We start from the raw sequence: 21,061 nt of genomic DNA on the forward strand, positions 1-21,061 counted from the left end.
AGGTAGAGTTTAACGCCTGACAGGGGGTTGTCGCAAAGATTGCGTCGATGGCTGCGATAGGCAGAGGTTTGGGCCTCTGCCTGCCCGATGTTAAACAATGATCAGTTCAGGTTTTGCCTGGCCAAGCGCTTTGCGATCATCGCTGTTGATGCCGGTATCGGTGATGATGATGTCGATCTTGCTCATCGGCAGCACCAGATTAAAGCCGCGACGGCCAAACTTGGTGGAGTCCACCACGGCTACTACGCGTTTTGCCGCCTGCGCCATGACGCTGCTGATGGAGTAACCCTCATTAAAGGTGGTGATGCCGTTGGTGGCATCCAGCCCATCGGCGCCAACAAACATCACATCGCCCGCAATACCTTGCAAGGAAAGCTCGGCGATGGAACCGTGCAGCGAGCGGGTTTTGTGGCGCAGCGTGCCGCCGCAGAGTACCAGCGTAATGTCTTTATTATCGGAAAGGGCGAAGGCGGCGGGCAGATTATTGGTGATCACGGTGATATTACCCAGTTTCACCAGCTCTTCGGCGATCAACATGGTGGTGCTGCCGCTGTCCAGAATCACCGTATCGCCGGAGTTGACTAGCGCGGCGGCTTTTAAGGCAATACGCTTTTTCGGGTCTTGCGCCAGTTGATAGCGTTCTTCCAGGATAATTTCGTCACTGCTTTTCGCCACCTCGGCCTCCTGCTCCAGTGGGCTGCCTAGCCGGGCTGCGCCGCCGTGAAAGCGGATCAGCAGGCCTTTTTCTTCCAGCAAGCGCAGATCGGCACGGATGGTGACTTCAGATATTCCGAAGGAATTCGAAAGATCGCTTACCAAGATGCTGCCGTTCTGCTGGATTAAGTCGACAATTTTGTTTCGTCTTTCAAAAGAATTCATCATCCTGACCTATCGAAATGTTTTGCTTTTATTTTATGCGAAAGGGATATGAAAGGGGAGCATAAAGATAAAGGAGATGAGAGATGAAGCAAAAATAATGGCTGCACCGGGCAGCCATTGGGGGTTAATCGTCAGCGAATTTGAGCATTATTTTGCCCTGCATCGGCCCGCCAGCTAGGGCAGACACGTTTTCGGCGTACTGCTCCGGTAAGGCAATACTGGCAATCAGCGGCTCCAACGCCAGTTCAGCCGCTTGGAATAGTTTGATGGCTTGTTGCCATTCCTCCCCCGGCCAAGGCGCGGAATAGTTCATCCAACTGCCCAACAGCGTCAGTTCTTTGCGCAGTATCTGGCTGAAGGTGGTGTAAGACAGGTGCAAATCCTTATGCAGCGTACCGACCAGCGCGATTTGTGCCCGTGGCCCGGCGATCTCCAGCGCCAGGCCGACCGTTTGCGGCGTACCGGCGGTTTCCAGGATCAGTTGATCAAAACGCATTTCCTGCAAGTGTTCGCCGATCTGTTGTGCGCTGAGTTCTGCGCTGTTAAAGGTTTTCCCCGCACCGATTTGGCGTGCTAGCTGCAACCGCTCCTCGTTGATGTCGATCGCCGTGACGCTGCGTGCGCCCATCGCTTTGGCACACTGGATCGCCAGTTGGCCGATAGTTCCGGCCCCGATGATGATCACTTCTTTATCTTGGCAGCCACCGGCCAACTGGATGGCGTGCAGGCCGACGGTGATCGGCTCAATAAATGCCCCTTGCAGCAGGCTGACGTTGGCTGGCAGTTTCACCAAATTGGCGCGCTTTACCACCACCCGCTCGGTGTTGCCGCCGTGGCTGCGTGAACCGATAAACTGGTAATTCTTGCACAATGAATAGTAGTGCCGCTGGCATTCTGGGCACTTAAAGCACGGCAGCAGCGGAACACAGGCCACCGCATCATGTTCTTGCAGGTCAGTGACCTGCTCACCCCAGGCGACCACCCGGCCACTGAATTCATGCCCGAGGGTGATCGGGTAAAAGTGTGCCCCCTCGGCGAAGATACGCGGGATGTCTGAACCGCATAAGCCGGAATAAGCCACCCGTACCAACACCTCATCGGCGGCCTGAAGAGAAGGGGCCGGGCGTTGTTCAACGCACACCTGCCCCTCCGTGTGAATCACGACTGATTTCATAACTTGAACTCCGCAGAAAAAGAGGGGGGAGGCAGGCTCCCCGTGTAATCAGGAAAGAGAGTTGAGGCTTTGCTGTTTGGCAGCGGCTTCTGCCTACACAAACTGGCGGGCGCGGCGCCAGGTGAGGAACACCCCGATGGCGTAGATGCAGCCAATTACCAGCAACCCCACCATGTTTTGCCAGGTCAGCAGTTGGATTAGCAGGTAAGTGATCGGCGAACCGCCCTGATCCATCGAAGCCACCACGCCACCCGCCTTCAGCGCACCGGCATTGGCCGCCAGTTGGGTATGCAGCCCGATGGTCTGGGTGGCGATCCACAGCGTAATGCTCATGATGATGAAGCCGGAGATCAGCGTGCGGAACAGGTTGCCCTGATGCACTGCCACGGCGATGGCGACGAAGAAGCCGATAGTGGCCAGATCGCCAAATGGCAGCACCTGGTTGCCCGGCACGATAACCGCGATCAGGATGGTCAACGGAATAAAGATCAGGCTGGCGGACACCACGGCGGTGTGGCCCAGCAGCAGCGCCGGGTCAAGGCCGATCAGGAATTCCTGGCCACCAAAGCGCGCCTGCAGGCGTTTGCGCGCATGTTTGGCGATCGGCGTCAGGCCGTCCATGATCGGTTTAATCACCCGTGGCATCAGCAGCATTACTGCGGCAGTTTTCACCGCCAGTTGCAGGATGCCTTTCAGATCGTACCCGGCCAGTGCGCCGATAATCAGCCCCATCACAAAGCCGACGGTGACGGGTTCACCGAACGGCCCAAAGCGTTTCTGCACGTCGTCTGCGCTGAAGTGAATGCGGTTCAGACCGGGGATCTTCTCGATCACGGTATCGACCAGCACGGCGATCGGCCCCATATAGGCAGAGGTTCCGTGCGGAATGGCGATGCCTTCCAGCCCGAAAAAGTCGCGGGTATCTTTGGCGAACCAATCCCCCAGCTTGTAGACGAACGCAGCATGTACCACCACGCCCAGAATCCCCAGCCAGTAGGAGCCGGTGGCCAAATGCACCATGGCGCCGGTAAAGGTCATGTGCCAGATGTTCCAGATATCCACGTTAACCACCCGCGTCATGCGCGTCAGTAGCATCACGATGTTCACCGCAATCGCCACCGGGATGGCGATCAGGGCGATCTGCGACGCCCAAGTCATTGGCGACGAACCGGGCCAGCCGATATCCACCACGTGCAGGTTAATCTGGAACTGTTCGGCCATTGATTTAGCCGCCGGGCCGATGGAATCCAGCATCAGGCCAATCACCAGCCCGATACCCACGAAGCCGATGCCGATATGTATGCCGGATTTAAACGAATCCCCCAGCTTCATGCCCAAAATTAGCGAGAAGATGATGATCACGATCGGCAGCATCACCGTCGGGCCGAGATCGAGGATGTAACGCATGATGTCGGTAAACATGGGGCTACTCCGTCAGAATGGTGAGGATTTTTTGTTTCAGCGCGTCGATACCGACGCCGGAAACAAACGGCATGCCGTGCACCAGCGGTATCGCGCCAAATTGGCGATCAACGCGCGCGGTGGTGCAGATCAGATCGGCATCGTCCATATAGGTTTCAATTTCGGTCACGCGGCACTGCACCAGATCCAGCTCGATATTGTGCTCTGCGCACAGCTCTTTAATCTCTTCTGCGGCCATGGTTGAGGTGGCAACGGCACCACCACAGGCAACGATAATTTTACGCTTCACGGTGTGGCTCCTTCATAGGCAGGTTGTTGGGTGGCTGCGGGCGAAGTGAAAATTTGCTGCGCAAAAATCTCGCCCAATTTTTCTTCCGGTGCAGTCAATAACGCATTGATAAATTCGGGGTGCTGTAGCTGGCTGAACAGCTTACGCAGCAAGACCAGTTGTGCGGCTGGATCGGTGACGATCAGCGCGATAATCAGCGCAGCCGCGATGGTGCCGTCATCATCCGCCTGAGCGAACGGCACCGCCTGGTCTGGGCGGATCAGGTAAATCGCCGGTGTGCGGGCGTGTTCGGCTTCGCAATGCGGTATTGCTACCGCATGTTGCTCCAGCGCGATGCCAGTGGGGTAACTGGCTTCCCGCGCCAGCAACGCCTGCGGGTAGCTGCTGTGCACCACTCCGGCGTTGAGCATGGCGGTGCCAATGTGCTCCAGCGCCTGCTGCGCATCGGCAAAGTGGATGCCGGTGCGAACGAACAGTTGGCTGCTATGCATGGCTGGCCTCCCTGGTGCTGTTTTGCGGCTCTGCCGAGGAACAACCGAAGCGGTAGGCGCGCAGCACATCCTGAATTTTGTCGATGATCAGCGCATGGGGTTCTTTCGCCAGCTTGTGCTCCATCACGCGCTGATATTGCAATGGGAAATACTGGCTGAGCAGGCCGCCGGGGATCTCCTGCTGACCGAGGTTTTCCAGCAACGTGGCCATACTTTGCGCAATGCGCGGGTGCGGCCAGTAATAACGAATGCGATCCGACAGGCTGAAATGCAGGTCGATCAACGAACGGCTGAAAGTGGGGTGATAGTACTTCTTCCAGTAATCCGGTTCGTCGAGCATCACGGCATCAAGTACCGCCAGGATCTGGCTGCGTTTTTCCGGCGCGATTAAGGCCTGTTCGATATTGGCCAGCGCAAACACCGCTTCGCGCAGGGCGAAAGTCAGCGCCGGGCCGACTTTCAGAATCGCGAAGTGGTCGCGTACCAGTTGCTGATAGGCTTCCCGCGTCTGGTAATCGGTGGAATGCGCTTCGTAAACCAGTGGCGTAGTGGTGATGAACTGGGAAAGCTCGCGTGCCAGCTCCGGTTGGTAAGCGATCACCTGCGAGTGATCGAACTCAACGCCCGGTTGTACCACGACTGCGATGATCCTTGGGATAGCCGCTTCCAGCCCGGCTTGGCGGAACGCTTGGTAGTGGGTTTCCAGCGTGGCGGCGGCATCTGCTGCATGAGTAATATGCACGCTGCCAATGGCGGAGGATTCGCCACCGGGGACCGGCACTTCGGTGCCGATCACATAGGTTAACTGCTGTTTTTGCTCTGGCGTGGCGACCTGTTCGGCGATCCGGCACAGGCGTGCGGCGCGCTCTGCCACGGTGTGGGGATCCAACGGGATCGGATCGTCGGCGCAGGACATGGAAGCGTCCAGGTGGATCTTGCTGAATCCGGCTTTAACGTAATCGGCGATCAGCACTTCTGCCTTTTCCATGGCGTTGGCCGCCGGTTCATGCTGCCAGCAGTTGGGCCCCAGGTGATCGCCCCCCAACAGCAGCCGCGAGGTTGGGAAACCGACGGTTGCCGCAATATCACTGACAAACTGGCGGAAATCGACCGGTTTCATGCCGGTGTAACCGCCAAACTGATTAACCTGGTTGGATGTTGCCTCGATCAGCACCTGGCGATTGCTGTGTAAATCCAGGCGTAGCGCGGCTTCAATAACTAACGGGTGTGCCGAACAGACAGAGCAAATACCGATCGGCTCGCCTGATTTGTGTCTTGCCATTATATTTTTCATTCTACCCTCCGTTTTCTTACGAATATAATCGTAATGTTTCGAAGGGTTAGCAATGCTCTTTGGTATTATTCGTGATCAAGATCGAAAACTTTGCTGCTGTCTTCAACCTGCGGATCTTTCGCTATGGTAGATATCCCAGGTCAAAGAGTTGGTTTTTATTTTTTATAATCAATAAATTGGCTTTCTATGCAGAGAGGGGAAATAAAACGAAAGCGGCATAAGCGCCGCTTGGGGGAGGATTTTCAACAAAAAGGAACGGGCTTGAGTTCGTTTAGAGTTTGCCTTCACAACCGCACACGTGAATGACCTTTCTCACCACCTGCTGCATCGCCTGTTTGGCTGGTTGCAGATAGTGGCGCGGATCGCTGGCCTGCGGGTGTTGCGCCAGATACTGCTTCAGCGCATCTGAAAAGGCGATTTTCAGCTCTGTTGCAACGTTGACCTTGCAGACACCCAGCCGAATAGCGTGCTGAATATCGCTGTCTGGTAAGCCCGAAGCTCCATGCAGCACCAGCGGTACGCTGACCTTGGCGCGGATCTGCCCCAGGCGGGTGAAATCCAGCTCCGGCGTACCTTGATAAAGCCCGTGCGCCGTGCCGATCGCCACCGCCAGTGAATCTATGCCGGTGGCACGTACAAACTCCTCGGCCTGTTCCGGTGAGGTATAGCGTGCGTCCTTGGCATCAACGCTGATGCCGTCTTCAATACCGCCCAGCCGCCCCAGTTCTGCCTCAACGCTCGCATCATAGCGGTGGCAAAACTCGGTCACCTGCCGCACCAGCGCGATATTTTCCGCAAGCGGTAGGTGGGAACCGTCGATCATCGCCGAGCGGATCCCAGCATTCACTTTACTTTCAATGTCTTGTAAGGTTTCATGGTGATCGAGATGCACTGCCAGCGGGATGCAATGCTCGGCCGCCAGTTGTTTGACGATGGCGACAACATTGGCGGTGCCTGCATAAAGGTAAGTGCCCGGCGTACCGGCCAGGATCACTGGTGAACGCATCTCTGCTGCCGTTTCTGCCACTACCTGCATGGTTTCCAGATTATGAATATTAAAGGCCGGTACGGCATAGCCCTGTTGTTGTGCTTTCAGCAGCATATTTTTGGTCGAAATGATGTACACCGCACGCCTCCTGTTTGCTTAACTTACGATAAATTTCGTATATATAATCAAATCGAAAGAAAAAATAAGCAAATGGTTATTTTGCGGTTGTGATCTGGATCGGGAAAAGATCGTGATAAAAATGCGGGTTTGCAGAGGAGAAACAAGGGAATGAGCATGGCCGCCCAGGCAGGCGGCCATGTTGGGGATTACTCGGGAACCACCCAGTTCACCAGATGGTGGCCGATGCCGGACGGCACCAACACCTTGTGCAGCCACGGCAGCACGTTGTTCATCTGCTGCTCCAGCTTCCACGGCGGGTTAATCACGATCATGCCGGAGGCAGTCATGCCGCGCTGATCGCTGTCGGGCTTGACCGCCAGTTCGATCTGCAGAATGCGGCGAATGCCGCTGGCTTCCAACTCTTTCAGCATGCGTTTGATCTGCTGGCGCAGCACCACCGGATACCACAGCGCATAGGTGCCGGTGGCGAAACGTTTGTAACCTTCCTGAATGCCTTTCACTACGTCCTGATAATCGGTCTTCATCTCATACGGCGGATCCATCAGGATCAGGCCACGGCGTGATTGCGGCGGCAACTGGGATTTGATCTGCTGGTAGCCGTCTGCGCGCTGCACTTTGGCGCGTTCATCTTTCTGGAACTCACTGCGCAGCAGTGGGTAATCGCTCGGGTGCAGTTCGGTGAGATGGATTTTATCCTGCGGGCGCAGCAGCTGGCGGGCAATCAGCGGTGAACCTGGGTAATAACGCAGGGTGCCCGAACGGTTGAAGTTGTGTACCACGCTCATGTAAGCCGCTAACTCTTCCGGCAGATCGTCACGCTGCCACAGCAGGCCGATGCCCTCCAGGTATTCCCCGGTGCGCTCGGCGTGTTCACCGCTCAGCTGATAACGCCCGGCACCGGAGTGGGTATCCAGATACAGCAGCGGTTTCTCTTTTTCTTTCAGCGCTTCAATGATCAGGCTCTGAACGGTGTGCTTGAGCACGTCGGCGTGGTTGCCAGCGTGAAAACTGTGGCGGTAACTGAGCATATTCTATATATCCATTTGATTTTATTTGTTTTTAATCTGTGATTTTTTAGGTTTTTACCATTTATTACCCCACAGATTACCCCACGGATTACCGCACAGCGGCGAAAACTTGAGGACGATTGCCGTTAGTATAAGGCAGATCTGCTTTATGACCGACTCAAAGGTGATGGAGGATTCAAAGAGGCCAGCCAAAGGTGGGATTGTATTGGCTGGCGATCTTCGTCTTAGTGGCTTATGTGGCTTGCTGTAACCTGATACCCATTCCAGTATGCAGTCCTGCCATTAACGATAATCGTTTGGCCGAACTGATAAAGCATTAACTCCAGCGCTAACAGATCGAAGGCAATCACACGTAACGGGTAGGCACTGCGCCTATCGCTCAATGCGAGAATTGTCGCTACAGCCATAACCTTACCTGTGCGACTCTGTACCCGTTTAGGGCCTTTGGTTATCTTTCCTGTCACTGTCACCATTGTTAAATACCGTTGAACTCCGCTAGGCGCTGTTGCTGTTCTTCGCTCAGGTCGAAGGCAAATTCTTCATGCTGTAGCTGATAAGTGCCGAAGCTCATCAGGAAGGCGACAGCGGGGTCTATCTTGTTTGCGGCCTTCTTCTTGTTCGGCTTGATATTGGCGTTGGCGTCGGTTTCCATCACCACGTTAGCCATTGCCCAGGCCAGCACCGGATCGCCGTTGTGCTCGATCACCCTGCGGTTAACAAACACCTCCGCCGATTTCGCTACCGGACTGAATTTCACATAGGTTTGCTGGAACGGCTCCACATCGAGGCCGGCCCCTTGAAGCTGGGTGCGGATCTGCGTGGCGTTCCAGGTATCGAAGCCCACCAGATCGATGTTGAAGCGCTCGGCGTCGGCCAGCACATCATCACGGATGCGGTCATAGTCGATGCAATCCCCCGGCGTGACGCGCAGCCAGCCCTGTTTCACCCACTGGCGGTACAAGGTGCGGTTCTTATTGGCCGGGTTCAGCAGTTGGGCTTCGGGGATATAGTGGCGCGTCAGTAGGCGCACACGGCGTTCTAGCGGGAAGGTATAGCAAACGCTGGTAATGTCACTGGTGGAAGAGAGATCCATACCGGCGTAACACGTCAGCCCTTCCAGATCGGCTTCGGTATAGTCGGCGGCGCAGACTTTCCAGGCCCCTTCCCCCATCCACGGTGTTGCACCCTGGCACCAGATATTGAAACGCTTGGTCAGCATTTCTACCCATTGCGAGGGAATGCCGCGGGCTTTTTGGATGGTATCAGCCAACGCGGCTACATCAACGGACACCGACAGGTTAGGATTGGCCTTCACCCACCGCGCCGGGTCGTCCACTTCCTTTTCGTCGTCCAGCTCGTAGATCAGCGCAAACAGGGACTCATTCTCTTCTTCCCCGGCCAATATCTGGCAGCAGTAATCATAGTGTTGCTTGCAGGCCGATACGATGTTGCTACCGGCTGTCGTGATGGCAAACAGAATGCCTTCAGGGCGCGCACCCATCCCCAGTTCGAGCGCTGAATACACGCCGTTATCCGGGTGCAGGTGGTATTCATCGACCACCGCCAGGCTCGGGTTAGTCCCTTCAATGGTGGAGGCTCTGGCCGCCAACGGCTTTAACAGGCTGTTGGATTTGGCGTAAATCAGCTTGTGCTGCTGGATAGCCACCCGCTTGCGCAGCGGTTTGGAGAGCAGGCACATCTGCCGGGCATCATCAAACACGATACGGGCCTGATCCCGGCTCACGGCGGCGGTGTAAATGTCCTGCTGGCCGTGCTCCATCACCAGGAACCAGTTAGCCAGCATCGCGGCAACCGTGGATTTGGCGTTCTTGCGCGGTACCTGAATGTAGGCACTGCGGTATTTGCGGCGACCAGTGGCCGCCACCTTGAAGCCCAGCAGGTTGGCAAAGGCGAACTGCTGCCACGGTTCAAGCACTATAGGCTTGCCGCGCAACGGGCCTTTGACGTGCGGACAGAGGCGAGAAAAAGCGACAAAACGCTCTACAGTGGCCGTATCGAACACGTAAAGGGGGTTGTTAAGGGTGGAAAAGTAGCGGTTTACGGCCTGTTTTAGCCGCTTACACGCCGGTATTTCACCGCTTTTTATCGCTTCTGCGTATTCATCCCAGGCGGTCAAGTTCGTCTTCCTCGTCAATTTCTACCGGATTACGGCGGCGGGATACCGGATCAAAGCCCAGCAGGGAAGACATTTTGATCATGATTTTTTCGGCGTCCGATTTGGCCTTCAGCGCGGGGTTGGTGGTGGTGGCACCGCGTGAACCTTCAACCGAAAAACCACGGGCCGCAAGGTCTGCCACGGCGCTGCGGTACATCGAGTAGTTGAGGCAATACAATTCCAGGTTGCGCCAATCAGCATCAATTAAATCGCCGCGTTCCATCATTTGCTTGGCTCTCGCTTTCCACTCTGCGGTGGCGATCTCGTCAAAATAAGCGGGAGGCTTGGGCGGTCTTGCCATAACGTTTCTGTTTCCTGTGCCTTACTGCTGTGAAAAAAAATGCCGCGCGTAAAAATTTGAGGGGGCGGGTGGTGCCAGCGGTAGGGGGCTTTGTCCTGAAAACGCCCCCCACCCGGCCTGAGCTGCCCACTATCGGTTTCTGAATGCTTCGGCAAGCTCCCGGTCACGCTCTGACATACGCTTGCCAGTGGCCTGCTCAGGTGTCTTCTCATGACGTTTGATGAACCCATCACGGCTACGCTGTAAGCCTCTAACCAACTGATTAATCTCTTGTTCAGTCATGTTCGTTACCTTCATGCAACCACTCCACGCTATCGCCCTATCGCGCCTACGGTGCCCAGTTCCTCGGCACTGATAACCAGGAAGCGGCGTTCGTCGTTCAGGTCTTTTATTCCTTTGATGCGGTAAACCATTCCGGCAATCACCACCTCATCATCGGTAGTTACACCACGGCGAAAGCGGATGACGATCCGGTGAGTGATCGCGGCATCAACCTGCATGGAGTCAATGCGCACGGAGTCACCCACCGCTGCCAGCTTTGCCCAAACGCTGAATGTATTGTGATAGACGGTATCAACCCCCATATGCCCAGCACCTGGCACGTCTTCACGCGTGCGGAATTGGGCGCGGCGGTTAAGCTCTCCCTCGGTCGGAGGGCTGTAGGTGGCGCTAATCTCGGTATACCTGCGTTTACCCATCAGAGACGCTCCCCGTATTTTTGTTGTATTCGTGTATCCAGTCATTGCGGTGGCTGGCGGCTTCTTCCTGCTCACGGAACATACCGGCCTTGCGCTGCTGCTTGGTGAGTGGGTCTTGGGTGGTGGTCTTGCGGCTGTGGCAGGATTGGCATAACCCTTGATGATTGCTGGCAGGCCAGAACAGCACATCGCTGCCACCTTCGATCGGGATGATGTGATCGACTATCCTGGCCGGGGTGTAGATCCCTTCCTTCTCGCACATCACACAAAGCGGGTGCGCCTTGAGATAGAGCAGGCGGTACTTGTCCCACTGTGGGGTATAGCCACGCTCACGCCGTGATCCACGTTTTACATCTTGCTGGCGATCTGCCTGGCGCTTGTGTTCAGGGCAGCGGCCAGACTTCACGCGATTGCGGCAGCCGGGATAGGTACAACGTTTCAATGGATGGACTGGCATTTAATAAACTCCCGGATCACGGTACATACTCCACAGGTGGGATACGGTCAGCGGCACTTCTTCGAGCGTCACAGCAGAAATCATCTCCCGATTTTCATAAAGCAGGCTGATATACATCAGGCACCCCACTTTAATGGCCGGGTTAAACGCCAGATCATCGCCGAAGCGTTTACCGATGTGCTTCTGGCAGACTTCCAACGATGCAGCGATATACCCCTTAAGCAGGTCGTCTTCATAGTCATCATCAATGCGGCAGTGCAGCTTGGCTTCTTCCAGGCTGATTAATTCAGTCATTTTCTTTACCGCCTTTTACCTCAACCGTTTGTTTCCAAGCCTGGCTAAACTCTTCACCGCCTTCGCGTGGCGACATCCCTTCACGTTCGCGGGCTTCGTTCGGACACATCACGCCAGACTTGATCGCCGTCTCGTAACTCTTGAAGCGATCCTGCGGATTGGCGCGCAACAGGTCGGTGGTGTCGAACTCCACCAGGTAACGGGAACCGGAAGACGGGGAAACCAACAGCAAGGCAGCTTTAAGTTGCTGTTCAAAGTTGGTTAACCAGGGGCGCATCGTCATTGCGTGGAAAGCGCGGCTGGCTTCGCTGAAGTTGCTATAAGTGCTGTTGGAATACTCTTGCAGGAAGATCGGGCTGATATTGAAGATCCGGGCAACGTCTTCAATGGTGAAGCGGCGGGAGGCCAACCATTCAGCGTCCTGATTGCTCATGCCTAATTGCTGGTAATCCATGCCCCCTTCAAGAATGGGCGTTTTACCGGCATTCTTGGCCCCTTTGTAACGTTCTAGCGCCTCCATCGCTTTTGCGCCTTTGATGCTGTCGAACCATTCGCCTGATTTGATGATGCCTGCGGCCATCAGGCCATCGCGCATGATGCTGGCACCGTGGCGCTGTTGGGCCATGCCCAGCCCCAGGGTTTCCCGGCAGATGCTGACCGGAGAACGGGACAGGAAGCCATCATCGGTGGAGTAACGCAGGTGCAAGATTTCTTCCTGCAGATAGGTACGCACGCGCCCGCTGAAGGGTTCGGTAATGGTGTAGGCATAGCGGTGCTCATCCAGGCGTTTCGGTACCACGGCACGCGGTGGGTATGGGTGCAGGGATTGCGGCTGGCCGTCTTTGCCCCACTTGATCACCGCGTAGGCGTTACCGTTCAGCAGGCAATGGCGCATCAGGGTGCGCTTGAACTGGTAAGGTGTCTGGCAATCGTTCGGGCGCTCATTCAGCAACACATCAACGGGGTGATCGGCTAACCAGGTACGGGCCTCTACGCCGTTAGTGCGGGTTACTCGGTACAGGTAGCAGGGCATGGAGGCCACCGCTTCACTGATCACCGCCACGGCGTTTAAGACGGCAGGCAGTGTTTCAGCATTGCCCGATGAGACATGTTCACCTGAACCGGTGTTAGGGATACCGGCCAGCGCCAGAAATTCATCAATAGTCATGCTGCGGTTTTCGGTCTTGCGTTTCCATGGCCACATATCACAACCCCGCCAGATAAGCCCAATGGGAGCGCAGACCCACCAGCTCCGGGTGCTGGGTCAGCAGTGAACGCTTGGCGATCTGAATGTCGGTTTCACGGTAGGCCGGTAAGCTGGTCACGGTGATTTCGCGCAGCTCGGCGGCCAGCACGGTACGGACATACGGTTGTTGGGTGCTGTCCCACTGGTCTTTCAGCGCCCGGAACCCGAAGGACATGCCGGAAATGTCGCCCCGCTCAACCAAGATCAGCACATCACGCCCCAGTTGGGTATCGGGCGGCGTCAGCTCAAAGCGCAAGCCGGTGGCGTCTTCACTCAGTACCAGGGTGCCGGAGGTGTTGCGGCCCAACAGCGCGGTATGGTCATGCTCGTACAGAGCGCGAACATCAGTACCGGCTGCCAGGCTGTCTTTGAAGGCGTTAGGCGCAAATTGCTCTACAAACTCATCCCACAGCACTTCTGAACGGCTGTTCCACTTCACGGCATAGCCCACCAGCTTTTTATCGGCGGCGGAAAGTGTGGCAGTACGGATTTCAAAATCATTATTTTTCATCGTTGACTTACCTCAGACAGAAAAGGGGCCGTAGCCCCTCTGCTGGTACTTACTTTTTGATTTCCAGTACCTTGATGGCGTTGGAGTCCACCAGCCCACCGCCCAGGTATTTATCGGTGTGAACCTTGTAGAAGCCCGGCTCGGTGATGTTATCCGGACGGGTACGTGTGCCGGTATCGTGATCCACGATGAAATAGCCGCGCTTGAAGTCACCGACAGCAATCACCGGCAGACCTGCGGCAGCGTCCGGCATGTTCTCCAGGTAGTGAACCGGGTGGCCCAGCAACATATCGGGATCACCGGCTTGCAGACGATCGCGCCAGATGTAATCCCCGTTGCCGTTCTTCAGCTTTTGCAGCATGGCGGCAGTATTGGAATTCATCGCCCACACTGCATTTCTGCGGTAACGGCGGCGCAGCTTGAAGACCAGATCGATCAGTTCGTCAGCGGTAGGGGTGGTGCCAACGGAAACCATTTTTTCGATGGTGCCGAATGGGCGGGTACGATCGCCAGTAGCGGCACGCGGATAGGACAGGAACCCTTTGGATTTCTTGGTGCCGTCACCGCTCACCAGGTCGGTTTCTTCGGTTTCGGCGAACGTGTCGCTAATCTCTTCGGTCAGCCAGCCCAGAATATCCACATCACTGAAGTCGAGGATTTCCTGGGTGGTTTTCGGGTAAGCGTAGATAGGGTTTAGCTTGATGCTGACCTCTTCGAGCTTAGGCGTCGCGGTTTCGTCACGGGCTTCACCTTCAATGCCACGTCCTACCGCCGCGCCGCCTACGGACACGAGTTTTTTGTATTCATTGGATTTGGTGGTCTTCACCGTGCAGATCTGGCGCATGACGCTTTCATCGGCCAACATGCGCATGATCTCGGTATCCAGCTCAGGGATAACGGAATAGCCGCCGCTCTCATTGACGGTGGTAGACAGCATGCGGGTTTCACCGGTCATGATGTAGTGGCGCAGTTCTTCATTGGTCACGGTCTTGCCGTCTTTGGCTGGTTTGGCATTGCCACCTTGGGTACGTTCTTCATCAGCCAGGGATTCATAACGACCAATATCAGCCTGTAAGGCGTCGGTCTGGGTGCGGAGTTCGTCAAACTGTTTGGCTTCGTCTGGGTTAAGGCTGCGTTTCTCTTCTTCGGCCTTGGTCAGCAGGGAGCGCATCTGGGTGGCGAGTTCGGCTTTCTTTTGGCGGAGTTCAATCAATTTCTTCATAGCGGTTTCCGTATAGTGTGAATACAGACGGGAAACCAACTCAGAGAGGGAAGCCGCTTAACAGATTTCCAGTGCGGAAAGGTGGGTGTTAAACGGCTAAAGTGACGGCTCCCGTCGGAGTGTCACCCCTCAACATATACAGCAGAATATAATAGTAAACAGGCTGTTTTTGTCCTGAACGCTAGTAAACAATCGCGAACAGAACATTTACAAAACTATTCATTTAAAGATACCGCTTATCATGCTCCGACATCCCTTCTCTCTGTTTCTGCAAATAAGCGATCAGCAAGTCAAGTTGCTCTTGGCTAGCAGCAAAGCGCCGCCCTGTAAAATCATCAACCAGAAAACCATGCCCTTCGACAAATAAAAAATGCTCACACTCCAGATGATATTTGTATTCATCAAGAGACATTGTCTCAAGATCTCCCATGTTTCGATCATCAAGATACTCTGCTATCTCACTCATATTTCACTCTCCGATTACTATATTAATTAGTTAGCTTGAATTTAAGCCAGCCAGAGAAAAGCCTCAGAACTGACAGGTTAACTTCCGAACAGCTATTTAACACTTGATTATGGATTGCTGCCGAAATTTTTATATATATAAGCAAAAGTGGGTCGGTTAGGTCGGGTAGTCGGGTAAATCTCCGTAACTAGTTAATTAATAATGCTTTTAATTTTTAAATCTACCCGACTTTAGCCCTTTTTAAGGTCGGGTAAATCCCTTCAAGGTCGGGTAAATAGGCCAGCCAGAGAAAAACCTCTTTTTTACAGGTCGGGTAAATGGCTACAAAGTCGGGTAGAGGTCGGGTAGATTTCCAAAAATAATCCCTTAATACTCAACACACTATAAAGAAGTACCCGACTACCCGACTTACCCGACCTGTTTTTATCCCATGTGAGAAAATTACTCTTCATCATCCACAGGCAGGGTCATTACAACAAAGTGGCATTGCTTGCCCTCGTGAACCAACGTCTTTTTGGTTATCCCCTTTTTCGGCTTGTCCAGCATACCGGCATCAGCCAGAACTTGAGCAAAGGCGATATAGTTGGCACCGATCGCTATCTCATCCTTGAAGACGCTCGGCCAGGTATGGAAAATCATTTCCTCGCCTGTCCGGCTCTTTACGCGATACCCAGCCAGATCCTTTATCGGTAAGTCACGCGGATCGGCATTCTGATAGGGTAAGTAACGGCTGTATCCATAGCGCTGCAAGAATGCTTCTGCCTGCTCTACCCAGGCCTTAGCCTCACGGTTTCCCATACCAAACTCATTCACCCAGGCGTTGAAGCTATGCTGGAGCGCGTCCCGGCATTCCTGAGCTTCCCAGCCAGTCAGGGGCAGTGAAAGGATCAGCGCAGCTTCCAGAACGGCGAAACGTGATGCAACACGCCGCACCTGCTCGCTGGCCTCTTCAGGCAACAATCCTAACCAACGGCGTTCCGCAACCCGCACAGCTTCGCCTGAGGCTTCTTTCTGGCTGGCAAGCTGTTTTATCCACGCCCGGCCCACCGCACCATAGTGATCCTTGCAGGCGTCGCGCATTGCATCCGCATGGGCCTTACCGTCTGCATGACCGTGATACACCGCTGCCTTGCTGATCGGTACGTTCAGCAGGCGCACCAATTGACCCGCGTTTACCTTGCCCCCATCGGCCCGGATATAGCTTTCCATATCGATTTCGCCGGTACTGAATGCCATTGCTCGCCAGCGTTTCACATCTCGGTTACCACCCTCTTTTGCCCCCTGGATCTTACCCACGCCGTTAAACAGGGCATAAGCAGCATCAGCCACCGCGCGGCGGTTACTCCCTTGCCCGATTTCGTCCAGCGGCATAAAGCCGTCATTGTGCGCTGCTGCCTCGTTTACCAGCCCCAGCGCGGTAGAGTACCAGGTGAGTTTTAGTGCATCTGGCTCACCGTAGACGGTGCTGGCTGCGTTGCCGGTGGTGGTTTTACCTGCTGACGATCCACCGAACAGATGGACGCCGAAACCATCAGCCCCAGCGATGCCGATCAATGGTGCAGCAAGCGCACAGGCAATACCCAACATCATTGACGGGTTCCCCTGGGCCAGCATCGCCACACTTTCACGCCAACTCTCCACCGTACCTTTGACGGTGTAACCTCTAGCCGCAGCTGATCTGCCGTTGAACAGAACCGGGGTTTTAGGCTCCCCGATGACTTCACCGTCCGGCATGATGTACGCGCCACACTGCCACCCGGACGCGCTGGCAATGGCCCACATCTCACGGTTGCCACTGCGTTGCAGGTGATCGGCCAGAATGGCGCGCAAGCTGCTTTTTGCCGTGATAGACAGCCCACCCGAACGTAACTTCGCCCAACCATCACGCTCACCAATATCACGCATCGGCAACGCCTCTATACGTTCGCGGTTACCACCCTCTGGCTTCCAGCTCAACACCAGATATCGCTCGTTTTCATCTTCTCCGATCCCAGTGACAGCCAGAGGCGCACTTAACCAGCTCTCTTTCTCGGTAATCTCGCCGGTTTCTTTATCAAGCTTTGGTTCAATCCAATACATGCCGCCCTTACGTTCATCCACATACGGCTTCATGTCGTCTTTGGGTTTGGCGAGTGTCTTCCTACCTTTAATAACCGCTGGGGGTACTGCGTTAAATATACTGTTAATCCGATCAGCATCAGCCAGTAAGGTCACCAGCTCTTTACGGTCGATAAATTCCAGTACTACCGCTTCGCGCTTCTCCCTGGCCGGTTCGGGGGCCAGATTGGAAGCAAAACCGTTCTCTGTCAGCCATTCAGGCGTGATGTTACCGATTGCAAACGTACTGAGCCTTTTTGCCAGCTCATTGAGCGGCGTTCCTGCTGCTGTCCGTAGGATGGCTTTTGCTGCTATGGCTTTCTCTACCGGGCGGCCATTAACCCAGCGGTAGACGCAGGAAAACAGCTCATCAGGCCATTGGCTGGTATTAACCCTCTGCGGTTTGCTCATAGCTGCGGCCCCCTGGTCATGGTGAATTTGCCGATCAGCGGGTGATACCAGTATTTACTGCCGTATTTGCGCTTGGCTCCCTTGATGATGATCAGCGCCGCTTCACGGAACTTAGCTTCATGCACAATGTGGCCGTGGCCCTGCTTCACAATCATTACGCCACAGTTGCGCGCCAGTTCTTCCGCCTTGCTGGTGGAAAGGCCCATTTCAGCAGCCAGGGTGGTTAATGGGGCCATGCCTTCCGGCAGAGTGTCTTTACGCAGCAGGGAGGTTAAAGCCAGCTCAAGCGCTTCTACACGCTTTACCAGTTCGTTGTATTTCAGTGGGCTGATCATTGCTTTTTCCCCCGTAACCGGTAAGCGAGGTTTTCCTCTGCACATTTGACACCTTCGGCAATCCGGGCAAGGTTTTTGAGCATGTCACCTAACTTGAGCATGTCTATTTTTGCCTGTTCAGCGTCATAATTTTCACTTTCAGCAGCCCAAAACATCACGCTACCAATGGCAGAGATCCCATCGATAATACTGTCATGAACTACTTTCGCTGTTTGCTCAAGCTCTGCGGCTTCCTCCAGAGGCACGGTGCGGCAGTCATTGACCAGCCAATAAGCATCTTTACGCATGGTGACCTCCCGTTTGGCGTGAATTTGCAACGTTTTGGCGTTCTTCTGCTGAGAGGTCACCCAGAAATACCGCCACCTCTCCAGCTAGATCGCTGGCAAGATCCACAAGGTTTCCACCATCTGCGGAATCAACCCCATCAAACCGATGCGCTGATACCACGGATAAGAGCGAGGCTAACTGGTAGGCTTTTTCTGATGCCCGGGTAAGCGTTAATTCCTTAGACATGGCTCACCCCCTGCCGGGTAAACTCACTAATGAAGCCTTCCAGCGGATAATCATGGCTGGCTCCTGGGTATTGCTCATAGGAGAACAACACGCGGTTACTGGCAAGCTCTTTGACGATTGCCGCCATTCCGCCATCGTTTTGCGTGTAACGATCGCCTACTGCTGGCAGCTCACTGCAGGTCTGGCATTTTTCCGGCAACATTTCATGCAGTGTGTCTACCCTGTCCAGCAGGACGAACAGCAGCGATTCTTTTACGGCAGGCTCATCCGAGAATAGGGCGGCATGGGTCAGCGCCAGGCACTGAAACGCCAGCTCTGTGGCAGTGAGCGGGGTTTTATCGACCAGGTTAGACATGGCGCACCTCCGTAGAGGTTTGGTAGCGCTGGTGAATGAACTCGATACGGTTAGCATCCAGATCAATCCTGTGAAGCTGCAACGGGCTTTCGGTGCGGATCTGTGCAGCAAAAATAAGAGTGAAATCAGCGCCCTCAAAATTGAGGCGGGCTCCTTCTTCTGTGTCAGCTTCGGTGCGTAACACGGTTGGCTTTCCACCAGTGGAGTGAATAGCCAGGAACAGGAATGTAAAGTTAGGGCGAGTTTGGGTAGACTTGATGTCAGCCATAGCGTTAGTCCTTCTAACGTGGTGGTTAGACGCCTCGGTAGTGTTCCTAGCACTCCGGGGCGTTGCGTTTTATGCTGCACCATAGCAGGTGGCATGCACTTACCATAGAACAAAGTGAATGCCACTTTCAAGTATTGATTGTATTTTATTTTTGCATATACTGAATGCCACCTATAAGAAGGAAATTCAGTCATGGCAACGGGTTCAAGAAACAACAAGTCACAACAAATTGTATCAAGAGTTCCTTTAGAACTAATTGATGAACTTGAAAAAGTAAAAGAAGAAGGCGAAAGCACAGCGGGCTTCGTGGTTGCCTCAATCAAAGGTGAGATCAAACGCCGCCAGCGCAAGAAAGCCAAGGAAGAACCGAAAGACTGAACTACGAAAGTTTCGTAGTTCCAATGAGTGACAGAGCGCAATTTTACGCTTTGCTTTCCAATCAGCCGGTTAGGTAGAAAAGGGGTGTACGGCAATGCCGCATACACCACCAGATCGAACTGCGCCAGCGGCGCGGTTAAATGAGTGACGAACCTCAGATTTGAGGTTTGCTTGCTTATCAGCCGGTTAGATATGGGAAAATCCCACATGTAAAAACCAGCCGTGTATTTATGGGTATGCGCCGATACCGGATTTCCGGTAACAGGTACTTGTCCTCTGACTGAGTAAAAGGTAACTACAGGAATTCCTGTAGTTTCCAAGGCTGGTTTTAGCGGCTCAATTTGAGCTACTAATTTATTGAACTGCGCCGATGGCGCGGTTAAAAGTAACCAATTGATATTTATTAATTCCTGCTCAGTGCCAGAATTAGTAACTGATTGATTTTGTTCCAAAGTGCAATTATGCACTCTGGCTAAAACCCGCCTGATATCGAACTCAGCCACCGGCTGGGTTCCGCCAGCTAAAAGAGGAGAAAACTCCCATTTAAAACCGTCAGCGAAAAGGTGAGAAATCTCACCTTTAGAGCCGTCAGCTAAAAACCGGGAAATCCCGGCTTTAGAACCACCAGCGATGCGAACATAATCGCACCGGTTGACCTGATCGATCAGTGTGATAAGCTGACTTTGTTTTGTGTAGTGACATTGGCGGCCCGGCAAGGCCGCTTTTGTTTTATTCAGCTCCTGCATTGTCGCCCCCTGCCAGTTCCTTATCGTGTGTATATTCCCCGTTCCAGTTAGCCTTCATGGGTAATTCACCCTTCAGGTAATGGCGGTAAATCCATGCAGCCCCTTTACGCAGTAGAACTGGTGTGAAGGCGGTGAAGCCCTCACCGTGAGCAACCCGAGTATTCTTTTCCGTTAGGTACCGATCCCTGGCATACGCATACACGCGCCAGCGTGCGTGACGTCCATTAGGGTTTTCATCGAAAAGCCAGCCTTTATCAGAGAGCCAGGCATTAATGCGGCTGGTGTTAACGCCGTTTAAACGCTTGCAGAACTGAACGGGGCTCAAGCCGTCAGCAAATAGGCTTTCCAGGTGGTGAATGTATTCAGCCTGCTGGTAGCTCAGGGCCAGAGCCTTGCGGCCCTCTTCGCGAGCATCAGCCCACGCACGGGCAGCGGCCACTTCATCTGTAAAATCAGGTAACTCGGTCTTCATGGTCGGGAGGAGATAGCCACCGGTCTTGCGAATTTCCGGTAGCACCTCTGCCGTGATCCAGCGCTTAAAGCGTTTTGCCTGGGGCTTACGGCTTTTTATGATTAACGAATAGAGGCCGGATTCATTGACCAGTAAAGGTTTGCGACCTGAACCCGAATACTGTTCGTGTTCGCATTTATCCTCATCATCAACGGCAAGTAGCGCCTTATTGGTATCTTTCAGATCCAATGCTTCACAGACATCAACGGCAAAAAACCACGGTGCCTGGCCGACAAGCGCGGTGCGCACCGCTGCCAATACCTCACCGCCTACAGACTTAAACTCGAAAGAGCTAATATCGCTTTCCTGAATTTTGACAACAGATTGCCCTGGCGAAATCGCCATATTTTCAGTTTTCATATTTCAGTCC

At 54.2% G+C, this 21,061-nt stretch carries 24 protein-coding genes; all 24 read right to left on the minus strand.

The window, feature by feature from the left end:
• Positions 1-90: 90 nt before the first annotated feature.
• Positions 91-879: a DeoR/GlpR family DNA-binding transcription regulator gene (locus ACX9GT_RS00975; RefSeq protein WP_473191477.1), complete on the minus strand. Its 789-nt coding sequence runs from the start codon at positions 877-879 to the stop codon at positions 91-93.
• Between the two features lie 124 nt (positions 880-1,003).
• Positions 1,004-2,053 carry a galactitol-1-phosphate 5-dehydrogenase gene (gatD, locus tag ACX9GT_RS00980; protein WP_473189426.1) on the minus strand — a complete coding sequence of 350 codons (1,050 nt, stop codon included), beginning with the start codon at positions 2,051-2,053 and terminating at the stop codon, positions 1,004-1,006.
• Positions 2,054-2,146: 93 nt separating this feature from the next.
• The gene (locus ACX9GT_RS00985) at positions 2,147-3,475 is read right to left on the minus strand and encodes a galactitol-specific PTS transporter subunit IIC (RefSeq protein ID WP_473189427.1); all 1,329 of its coding nucleotides are present in this window, start codon (positions 3,473-3,475) and stop codon (positions 2,147-2,149) included.
• A gap of 4 nt (positions 3,476-3,479) precedes the next feature.
• A complete protein-coding gene (gatB, locus tag ACX9GT_RS00990; RefSeq protein ID WP_473189428.1) occupies positions 3,480-3,764 on the minus strand; it encodes a PTS galactitol transporter subunit IIB in 285 nt (94 codons plus the stop codon).
• A complete protein-coding gene (gatA, locus tag ACX9GT_RS00995; protein WP_473189429.1) occupies positions 3,761-4,255 on the minus strand; it encodes a PTS galactitol transporter subunit IIA in 495 nt (164 codons plus the stop codon). Before gatA ends, gatB begins: the two co-directional genes overlap by 4 nt.
• Entirely contained in the window at positions 4,248-5,549 is a 1,302-nt protein-coding gene (gene gatZ, locus ACX9GT_RS01000) for a tagatose-bisphosphate aldolase subunit GatZ (protein ID WP_473189430.1), read from the minus strand. Before gatZ ends, gatA begins: the two co-directional genes overlap by 8 nt.
• Before the next feature lie 271 nt (positions 5,550-5,820).
• On the minus strand, positions 5,821-6,675 hold the full coding sequence (locus tag ACX9GT_RS01005) for a tagatose bisphosphate family class II aldolase (RefSeq protein WP_473189431.1): 855 nt from the start codon (positions 6,673-6,675) through the stop codon (positions 5,821-5,823).
• A gap of 188 nt (positions 6,676-6,863) precedes the next feature.
• A complete protein-coding gene (locus ACX9GT_RS01010; protein WP_473189432.1) occupies positions 6,864-7,706 on the minus strand; it encodes a 23S rRNA (adenine(2030)-N(6))-methyltransferase RlmJ in 843 nt (280 codons plus the stop codon).
• A 475-nt stretch (positions 7,707-8,181) separates the two neighbouring features.
• Entirely contained in the window at positions 8,182-9,843 is a 1,662-nt protein-coding gene (locus ACX9GT_RS01015) for a terminase large subunit (RefSeq protein ID WP_473189433.1), read from the minus strand.
• Positions 9,827-10,183 (minus strand): phage terminase small subunit P27 family, encoded by a 357-nt coding sequence (locus ACX9GT_RS01020; protein ID WP_473189434.1) that lies wholly within the window; start codon positions 10,181-10,183, stop codon positions 9,827-9,829. Before ACX9GT_RS01020 ends, ACX9GT_RS01015 begins: the two co-directional genes overlap by 17 nt.
• Before the next feature lie 129 nt (positions 10,184-10,312).
• Positions 10,313-10,465 (minus strand): hypothetical protein, encoded by a 153-nt coding sequence (locus ACX9GT_RS01025; protein ID WP_473189435.1) that lies wholly within the window; start codon positions 10,463-10,465, stop codon positions 10,313-10,315.
• A gap of 29 nt (positions 10,466-10,494) precedes the next feature.
• Positions 10,495-10,881 (minus strand): phage head closure protein, encoded by a 387-nt coding sequence (locus ACX9GT_RS01030; protein ID WP_473189436.1) that lies wholly within the window; start codon positions 10,879-10,881, stop codon positions 10,495-10,497.
• Complete coding sequence (locus tag ACX9GT_RS01035; RefSeq protein WP_473189437.1) at positions 10,874-11,338, minus strand: HNH endonuclease signature motif containing protein; 465 nt, start codon at positions 11,336-11,338, stop codon at positions 10,874-10,876. Before ACX9GT_RS01035 ends, ACX9GT_RS01030 begins: the two co-directional genes overlap by 8 nt.
• The gene (locus ACX9GT_RS01040; protein ID WP_473189438.1) at positions 11,339-11,632 is read right to left on the minus strand and encodes a head-tail connector protein; all 294 of its coding nucleotides are present in this window, start codon (positions 11,630-11,632) and stop codon (positions 11,339-11,341) included.
• Positions 11,625-12,836 carry a phage portal protein gene (locus ACX9GT_RS01045; protein WP_473189439.1) on the minus strand — a complete coding sequence of 404 codons (1,212 nt, stop codon included), beginning with the start codon at positions 12,834-12,836 and terminating at the stop codon, positions 11,625-11,627. Before ACX9GT_RS01045 ends, ACX9GT_RS01040 begins: the two co-directional genes overlap by 8 nt.
• A 1-nt stretch (position 12,837) precedes the next feature.
• The gene (locus ACX9GT_RS01050) at positions 12,838-13,389 is read right to left on the minus strand and encodes an HK97 family phage prohead protease (RefSeq protein ID WP_473189440.1); all 552 of its coding nucleotides are present in this window, start codon (positions 13,387-13,389) and stop codon (positions 12,838-12,840) included.
• 49 nt (positions 13,390-13,438) lie between these two features.
• On the minus strand, positions 13,439-14,611 hold the full coding sequence (locus tag ACX9GT_RS01055) for a phage major capsid protein (protein ID WP_473189441.1): 1,173 nt from the start codon (positions 14,609-14,611) through the stop codon (positions 13,439-13,441).
• A 223-nt stretch (positions 14,612-14,834) separates the two neighbouring features.
• Positions 14,835-15,077, minus strand: coding sequence for a hypothetical protein (locus ACX9GT_RS01060; RefSeq protein ID WP_473189442.1), 243 nt, complete (start codon positions 15,075-15,077; stop codon positions 14,835-14,837).
• Between the two features lie 441 nt (positions 15,078-15,518).
• Complete coding sequence (locus ACX9GT_RS01065) at positions 15,519-17,585, minus strand: DUF927 domain-containing protein (RefSeq protein ID WP_473189443.1); 2,067 nt, start codon at positions 17,583-17,585, stop codon at positions 15,519-15,521.
• On the minus strand, positions 17,582-17,920 hold the full coding sequence (locus tag ACX9GT_RS01070; RefSeq protein ID WP_473189444.1) for a hypothetical protein: 339 nt from the start codon (positions 17,918-17,920) through the stop codon (positions 17,582-17,584). The genes ACX9GT_RS01065 and ACX9GT_RS01070 overlap by 4 nt, the downstream gene beginning before the upstream one ends.
• Positions 17,917-18,207, minus strand: a complete 291-nt coding sequence (locus ACX9GT_RS01075; protein ID WP_473189445.1) for a hypothetical protein — start codon at positions 18,205-18,207, stop codon at positions 17,917-17,919. Before ACX9GT_RS01075 ends, ACX9GT_RS01070 begins: the two co-directional genes overlap by 4 nt.
• Positions 18,200-18,433, minus strand: coding sequence for a hypothetical protein (locus ACX9GT_RS01080; protein WP_473189446.1), 234 nt, complete (start codon positions 18,431-18,433; stop codon positions 18,200-18,202). The genes ACX9GT_RS01075 and ACX9GT_RS01080 overlap by 8 nt, the downstream gene beginning before the upstream one ends.
• The gene (locus tag ACX9GT_RS01085) at positions 18,426-20,180 is read right to left on the minus strand and encodes a hypothetical protein (RefSeq protein ID WP_473189447.1); all 1,755 of its coding nucleotides are present in this window, start codon (positions 20,178-20,180) and stop codon (positions 18,426-18,428) included. The genes ACX9GT_RS01080 and ACX9GT_RS01085 overlap by 8 nt, the downstream gene beginning before the upstream one ends.
• Positions 20,164-21,051, minus strand: coding sequence for a BRO family protein (locus tag ACX9GT_RS01090; protein WP_473189448.1), 888 nt, complete (start codon positions 21,049-21,051; stop codon positions 20,164-20,166). Before ACX9GT_RS01090 ends, ACX9GT_RS01085 begins: the two co-directional genes overlap by 17 nt.
• Between the last annotated feature and the right edge of the window lie 10 nt (positions 21,052-21,061).

Source organism: Serratia sp. YWN4 (assembly GCF_055790845.1).